At 69.7% G+C, this 6,985-nt stretch carries 6 protein-coding genes and 1 pseudogene; 5 read left to right on the forward strand and 2 right to left on the reverse strand.

Annotated elements, in window-relative coordinates:
- Positions 1 to 27 precede the first annotated feature (27 nt).
- From C265_RS27965 to C265_RS27985, 5 genes are all read left to right on the forward strand, one after another.
- Complete coding sequence (locus tag C265_RS27965) at positions 28 to 2,184, forward strand: phosphocholine-specific phospholipase C (RefSeq protein WP_010814092.1); 2,157 nt, start codon at positions 28 to 30, stop codon at positions 2,182 to 2,184.
- A 148-nt stretch (positions 2,185 to 2,332) separates the two neighbouring features.
- A complete protein-coding gene (locus C265_RS27970; RefSeq protein WP_010814091.1) occupies positions 2,333 to 3,220 on the forward strand; it encodes a LysR substrate-binding domain-containing protein in 888 nt (295 codons plus the stop codon).
- A gap of 124 nt (positions 3,221 to 3,344) precedes the next feature.
- Positions 3,345 to 4,046, forward strand: coding sequence for an HAD family phosphatase (locus tag C265_RS27975; RefSeq protein ID WP_010814090.1), 702 nt, complete (start codon positions 3,345 to 3,347; stop codon positions 4,044 to 4,046).
- Positions 4,047 to 4,050: 4 nt separating this feature from the next.
- A complete protein-coding gene (locus C265_RS27980) occupies positions 4,051 to 5,073 on the forward strand; it encodes a M14 family zinc carboxypeptidase (RefSeq protein ID WP_010814089.1) in 1,023 nt (340 codons plus the stop codon).
- Positions 5,070 to 5,831, forward strand: a complete 762-nt coding sequence (locus tag C265_RS27985; RefSeq protein WP_010814088.1) for an alpha/beta fold hydrolase — start codon at positions 5,070 to 5,072, stop codon at positions 5,829 to 5,831. Before C265_RS27980 ends, C265_RS27985 begins: the two co-directional genes overlap by 4 nt.
- Here the strand turns inward: C265_RS27985 and C265_RS27990 are convergent.
- Positions 5,817 to 6,404 carry a TetR/AcrR family transcriptional regulator gene (locus C265_RS27990; RefSeq protein WP_010814087.1) on the reverse strand — a complete coding sequence of 196 codons (588 nt, stop codon included), beginning with the start codon at positions 6,402 to 6,404 and terminating at the stop codon, positions 5,817 to 5,819. The genes C265_RS27985 and C265_RS27990 overlap by 15 nt on opposite strands.
- A 209-nt stretch (positions 6,405 to 6,613) precedes the next feature.
- A pseudogene (locus C265_RS27995) lies at positions 6,614 to 6,985 on the reverse strand (copper resistance protein CopQ); the annotation flags it as partial.

The following is a 6,985-nucleotide window of genomic DNA, read 5'->3' on the forward strand; positions in this document are numbered from 1 at the left end:
CTCCAGAAACCACCCGGCACAGAATCCATGAACCCGCAAAGCAGACGCAACTTCCTCAAACTCGCCGGCGGCAGCGCCGCCGCCACCGCCGCGCTGGCGGCCTTCCCGCCGTCCATCCGCCGCGCGCTGGCAATCCCGGCCAACAACGCCACCGGTACCATACGCGACGTCGAGCACGTGGTCATCCTGATGCAGGAAAACCGCTCGTTCGACAATTACTTCGGCACGCTGCGCGGCGTGCGCGGCTTTGGCGACCGCTTCCCGATCCCGCTGGCGGGCGGCCTGAACGTCTGGCAGCAGACCTATACCAACGGCAGCACCACCCGCACCGTGCTGCCCTACCACCTCGACAGCAGCGCCGGCAATGCGCAGCGCGTCAGCGGCACGCCGCACTCGTACCCGGATGCGCAGAACGCCTGGGACCTGGGCCGCATGAACAAGTGGCCCACCTACAAGCAGACCCAGTCGATGGGCTACTACACCGAGGCCGAGCTGGACTTCCAGGTGGCGCTGGCCAATGCCTTCACCGTCTGCGACGCCTACCATTGCAGCTTCCACGGCGGCACCAACTCCAACCGCCTGTTCCACTGGACCGGCACCAACGACCCCGGCGGCGCCAACGGCGGGCCGGTGATCGACAACAGCGGCGACTCGTTCACGGGGTCGGCCCCGGCCTACACCTGGAAGACCTACCCGGAGCGCCTGGAAGCCGCCGGCGTGAGCTGGAAGGTCTACCAGAACATGCCGGACAACTTCACCGACAACCCGCTTGCGGGCTTCAAGCAATACCGCGACGCCAACGCCGCGCGCGGCAACCAGGCCAACGGCAGCCCCTACCCGGCATACACCAGCGCCGACGACGCCATCAGCCCGCTGCTCAAGGGCGTGGCCAACACCATGCCTGACGGCGGCTTCCTGCAATCGCTGCGCGACGACGTTGCCGCGGGCAAGCTGCCGCAGGTGTCGTGGATCGTGGCGCCGGCGACGTACTCGGAGCACCCCGGGCCTTCCAGCCCGGTACAGGGCGCGTGGTATACGCAAGAGGTGCTGAATGCCCTGACCGCCAACCCGGCGGTCTGGAGCAAGACCGTGCTGCTGATCAACTTCGACGAGAACGACGGCTACTTCGACCACGTGCCGCCGCCGTGCGCGCCCGCCTACGACGGCGACACGCTGGCCGGCGCCACCACGCTCGACCCGCAACAGGTCAGGCCGGAGTACCACGTCGACAAGCGCCCCTACGGCCCCGGCCCGCGCGTGCCGATGTACGTGGTCTCGCCATGGAGCCGCGGCGGCTGGGTCAACTCGCAGGTGTCCGACCACACCTCGGTGCTGCGCTTCCTGGAAGCCCGCTTTGGCGTGGCCGAGACCAATATCAGCAGCTTCCGCCGCGCGGTGGCGGGCGACCTGACCTCGGCCTTCAACTTCGTCAGCCCGAACACCAACCCGCTGCCCACGCTGCCCAACCGCGACAAGGCCAGCGCCGATGCCATCCGCACCGCGCAAGGCGTGCTGCCGCAAGTGCCGCTGCCTTCGGCCAGCAGCCAGCAGATGCCGCAGCAGGACACCGGCACGCGCCCGTCGCGCGCCCTGCCCTATGAGCTGCACGTAAGCGCCCGCGAAGACGCCCGCGACCAGCGCGCGGTGTGGCTGCTGTTCAGCAACACCGGCACCGCGGCGGCGGTGTTCCACGTCTACGACCGCCTGCACCTGGACCGCGTGCCGCGCCGCTACATGGTCGAGCCGGGCAAGGAACTGCATGGCAGCTGGGACGTCTTTGCCGGCGACGACGGCAAGTACGACCTGTGGGTGCTTGGCCCCAACGGCTTCCACCGCGCCTTCCGCGGCAACGTGGGGGCCGTGACTGCGGCGGGTGCCAGCGCGCCGGAGATCCGGGTCTGCTATGACATCGCCAATGCCGCGGTGTACGTGGACATGATCAACACCGGCAGCGCCCCCTGCACCTTCACCGTGCAGCCTAACGCCTACCGCACCGACGGTCCCTGGACCTACGAGGTGCCGGCCGGCATGCAGCTGCAGCAGCACTGGCCCGTGGCCCGCCAGGGCAACTGGTACGACTTCACCGTCACTACCGCGCAAGGCGGCTTCACGCGCCGCTTCGCCGGCCGCATCGAGACCGGCAAGGACAGCGTGTCCGATCCGGCGATGGGCCTCAACGGCTGACGCGCAAGTCGCCTGACGGGCAGCGCTGCGCCCGCCCCCGGCCGCTCCGGCCGCGGGCGGGCGTAGCCGTTTTGTCATATTGGCCCGCTAGACTGCGCGGTCGTCCGGGACCTGTCCGGGCTGCCCCCCAACTTTCCTGCGGATAACCATGCTCGGCGACCTGCTGATGACCTTTTTCGAAGTGGCGCGCCAGGGCAGCATCACCATGGCGGCCAGGCAGCTGCGCATCAGCCAGCCCACCGTCACCGGCCGCATCCGCCAGCTGGAAGAGACCTACGGCGTTGAGCTGTTCCACCGCCGCGCCAGCCGCGTCGACCTGAGCGACGTGGGCGTGGCGCTGATGCCGGTGGTCGAGCAGCTGATGCAGCAGGAAGGCAATGCCGACTACCTGCTGCGCAACGCCGGCAACCTGCGCTTCGGCAACCTGCGCATCGGCGCCACCGGTCCCTACTACATCCTGCGCACGGTGGCGGCGTTCCGGCAGCGCTACCCGGCGATCGACGTGAGCCTGGACATCGGCAATTCGCAGCAGATGCTGGAGGCGCTGTTCGAGTACCGCATCGACGCCGCAGTATCGTCGCACCCGGTGGACGACGACCGGCTTGCCTGCATCCGGCTGGCGACGGACCCGATGGTGCTGGTGGCCCATCCGGACCATGCGCTGGCGCGGCTGGCGCAGGTCGAGCTGCCGCAACTGCGCGGCTGCCACCTGCTGGTGCGCGAGCACGGCTCGATGACGCGCAAGGCCACCGAGACGGCACTGGCCGCGTGCGGGCTGGAACTGCCGCCGCACACCGTGATCGGCAGCCGCGAGGCCATCTACGAGGCCATCCGCCAGGGCCTGGGCGCCAGCGTGGTGCCGCTGGGCGAGGTGCCACGCGACCCGCTGCTGCGCGTGGTGCGGTTCGCACAAGGCGCGCCGGTGCTGCATGAATACCTATACTGCCTGCAGAGCCGGCGCGAGACCCGGCTGGTCGGCGCCTTCCTGGACTGCGTGGCGCTGGACGAGCCGACCGCCGCCACCCACGCCGCCTGACACCCGCATGCCTGCCGCGCAAGGTAAAGCGCCAATGCCGGTATCGGAAAACTTGGGTCCTTCATCACCGCGCGGTCACCACGCCGCGCCAAGCTTGCCGGTTTCGCCAACTGAGCTATCCCGCATGCCCGCTGCCCCCCGCCTCGCCCTGTTTGACCTCGACCACACCCTGCTGCCGCTCGACAGCGAGTATGAATGGGCTCGCTACCTCGTTGCCGTGGGCGGCGCCGAGGCTGCCGAAATCGATGCGCACAACACGCGCTGGCTGGCGGCCTACCAGGCGGGGCGGCTGGACTTTGCCGCCCATGCGCGCTTTGCCCTGGGCCTGCTGGCGCGCCATCCGCGTGAACGACTGACGCAGTGGCGCGCGGACTTCATGCGCAAAGTGATCGTGCCCGCCATCCAGCCGGCGGCGCGCGACCTGCTGGCCCGCCACCTCTCCGCCGGCGACCTGTGCTGCATCGTCACCGCCACCTGCCGTTTTGTCACCGAGCCGATCGCGCGCCAGCTGGGCGTGCCGCACCTGCTGGCGGTGGAGGCGGAACACGATGCGCACGGCGAGTTCACCGGCGCGCTGGCCGGCGTGCCGGCCTTTGGGCCTGGCAAGGTGCTGCGCGTGCTGGCGTGGCTCGACACGCTGGGCATTGCGCACACGGCGCTGGCACAGGCCACCTTCTATAGCGACTCCCGCAACGATCTGCCGCTGCTAGAAAGCGTTGGCCATCCGGTCGCCGTCAATCCGGATTCGACGCTGCGGGACGCGGCCGAGGCACGCGGCTGGCCGGTCTTGCACCTGTTCGGCACGGCCGGCGTGCCGACCGCCTGAGCCCATGCATCCGCACGCCGGCTTCCCCGAGTACGACCAGCTGCTGGCCTTGCTGGATACGGGCAGCCACGTGCTGGATACGCGGGTGGTCTGCGAAACCATGGTGCAGGGCCATCGCTTCGGCGTCCATGTCGCCACGCTCGGCAGCCGCGATCCGGGCGCGCCGGCGATCGGCATCTTCGGCGGCATCCACGGGCTGGAACGCATCGGCACGCAGCTGGTGCTGGACTACCTGCGCTCGGTGCTGAGCCGGCTGGCATGGGACGAGCTGCTGCACCGCGAACTGCAGTCGGTGCGGCTGGTATTCATGCCGATCGTCAACCCCGGCGGCATGTGGGCCGGCACCCGCGCCAACCCCAACGGCGTCGACCTGATGCGCAATGGCCCGCAGGACGCCGATGCGCGTGTGCCCTTCCTGGCCGGCGGCCAGCGCATCGGCGCCTGGCTGCCCTGGTACCGCGGCCCGGCGGGCGCGCCGATGGAAACGGAAAGCCGCGCGCTGCTGCGCGTGGTGCAGGAAGAACTGCTGCCGCGCCCGCTCAGCTTTGCGGTGGACTGCCATTCAGGCTACGGCTGGCGCGACAGCATCTGGTTTCCGTACGCGGGCACGCGCCGGCCGATGGCGCACCTGCCCGAGATGTACCTGCTCAAGACGCTGTTCGAGCAGGCCCACCCGCACCACGGCTACACCTTCGAGCCGCAAAGCCACCAGTACCTGCTGCACGGCGACCTGTGGGACCATGCCTATGACCTGACGCCGCACGGCAACCTGTTCCTGCCGATGACGCTGGAACTGGGCTCGTGGCTGTGGATCAAGAAGAACCCGCGCCAGCTGTTCTCGCGCGAGGGCATCTTCAACCCGATCAAGGCGCACCGCACCGCGCGCGTGCTGCGCCGGCACGTGAGCCTGTTCGACTTCCTGGGCCGCGTGGCCTTTGCGCCGGATCGCTGGCGGCCGCGCGGCGCGCAGCGTGACGACCTGCTGCTGCAGGCACGCGCACACTGGCAGACGGAGCCGGCGCCATGAGCCGATGGGTATTCTTGCGGGGACTGACGCGGGAATCGCGCCACTGGGGAAGCCTGCCGGCGCGTTGGGAAGCGGCCGGGCTGGGCCGGCCGCTGCTGCCCGACCTGCCCGGCAACGGCGCGCTGTCGGCGCAGCCGGCGCCGTGGAGCGTGCCTGAGATGGTCACCGCGGTGCGGCGCCAGTTGTCGGCCACCGGCGCGCACGGACCGTACCGCGTGCTGGCGATGTCGCTGGGTGCGATGGCCGCGACCGAGTGGGCCAGCGCCTATCCGGAGGAAGTCGGCGGCCTGGTGCTGGTCAATACCAGCATGCGGCCGTTCTGCACGCCCGCACAGCGCCTGCGGCCGCGCAACTGGGGCAAGCTGCTGCGCGTGGCGCAGCGCTGGCAGGACCGCGCGTACTGCGAGCGGACCATCCATGCCATCACCTGTGCCCGCACCGACACGCTGGCACGCGATCTCGAGACCTGGCAGGCCATTGCCGCCGACGCGCCGGTGAGCCGCCAAGCCGCGCTGGCACAGTTGCTGGCCGCTGCCCGCTATCGCGCCCCCGCCAGTGCGCCGCGCTGCCCGGCGCTGCTGCTTGCCTCGGCGGCAGACCGCCTGGTCAACCCGGTGTGCTCGGCGCGCATCGCGCAAGCCTGGGACGCGCAGTTGCTGACGCACCACTGGGCCGGGCATGACCTGCCCCACGATGACCCGCAGTGGCTGTGCAATGCCGTCGCCGGCTCGGTGATACTGACACTAAGCGGCGGCTAAGGCCTGCTCCGCCGGCATGGCGCTGGTCAGCAGCGCCGCCGCGGCATCGAGCCGGTCCGGCGTGCCAAACAGCCGCGCACTGATCAAGCCGTTCTGCAACGCCCCGAACACCACCTGCGCCAGCTGCTGCGGCGGAATCGGATAGGGCGACTTGCGCTGCGCCGCGGCGCGCTCGAACAAGCTGGCCAGCCATTGCTCATTGAGCCGGATAAAGTCCTGCATCGCGGCGCGCACCGCGTCCGGCAGCATCAGCACGTCGGCCGACAGCATGCCCACCAGGCAAGCCTGGTCGGTGCCGGCACCCGCGCGCAACGGCGCAAGGTATTGCCGCGCCTGCTCCGCGGGCGGCAGGCTGGCGTCGATCGCATCCAGGCGCGCCCGCCTGCGGGCGCCGTATTCGCGCACCGCTGCCAGCACCAGGTCGTCCTTGGACGGGAAGTAATAGTGGATGCTCGAGGTCTTGACCCCGACCAGGTCGGCCAGGTCGCGGTAGCTGAAGCCGTTGAACCCCCTGCGGCGGATCAGCACCAGCGCATGTTCGACCAGTTGCTCGCGTACGGATCGGGTGTTCATGGCATCAACTCCATCGTCTTGCTGCCGCGCCGTTCAGGCCGGCAGCGATTGTGCGATCAGCGTGATGAGGGACCCGCTTGCGAAGCAAAGCCCTACCCATCCGCCAAGGATCAGCGCAGTGTCACGCCAACGCATGATCAACTCCTGAAGACGGGCCGCACCCAGGCGGCCCGGCGGTTTTCAATGGCCGGCATCACGCCGGCCGGCTCTCAGGCGATGGCGCCGTCGGTATAAGGGTCAGCCTTGCCCACGCGCGCACCGTCGGTGTACGGATCGAAGCTGCGCGACGGTTGGGCCGAAACACCGCTGCGGTCCAGGCCGGCTACCGTGCGGGCACCGTCGGTGTAGGGATCAGGCTTGCCAACGCGGGCACCATCGGTGTACGGGTCGAAGCTGCGCGACGGTTGGACCGAAACACCGCTGCGGTCCAGGCCGGCTACCGTGCGGGCACCGTCGGTGTAGGGATCGGGCTTGCCAACGCGGGCACCATCGGTGTACGGGTCGAAGCTGCGCGACGGTTGGACCGAAACACCGCTGCGGTCCAGGCCGGCTACCGTGCGGGCACCGTCGGTGTAGGGATC

Source organism: Cupriavidus sp. GA3-3 (assembly GCF_000389805.1).
Taxonomy (GTDB): Bacteria; Pseudomonadota; Gammaproteobacteria; order Burkholderiales; family Burkholderiaceae; genus Cupriavidus; species Cupriavidus necator_D.

Bases quoted from the DNA above. Each gene is read 5' to 3' on its own strand.
- C265_RS27985 (WP_010814088.1), top strand. From the start codon at position 5,070: ATGAGCCGATGGGTATTCTTGCGGGGACTGACGCGGGAATCGCGCCAC.
- C265_RS27990 (WP_010814087.1), bottom strand. From the start codon at position 6,404: ATGAACACCCGATCCGTACGCGAGCAACTGGTCGAACATGCGCTGGTG.
- C265_RS27965 (WP_010814092.1), top strand. From the start codon at position 28: ATGAACCCGCAAAGCAGACGCAACTTCCTCAAACTCGCCGGCGGCAGC.
- C265_RS27980 (WP_010814089.1), top strand. From the start codon at position 4,051: ATGCATCCGCACGCCGGCTTCCCCGAGTACGACCAGCTGCTGGCCTTG.
- C265_RS27975 (WP_010814090.1), top strand. From the start codon at position 3,345: ATGCCCGCTGCCCCCCGCCTCGCCCTGTTTGACCTCGACCACACCCTG.
- C265_RS27970 (WP_010814091.1), top strand. From the start codon at position 2,333: ATGCTCGGCGACCTGCTGATGACCTTTTTCGAAGTGGCGCGCCAGGGC.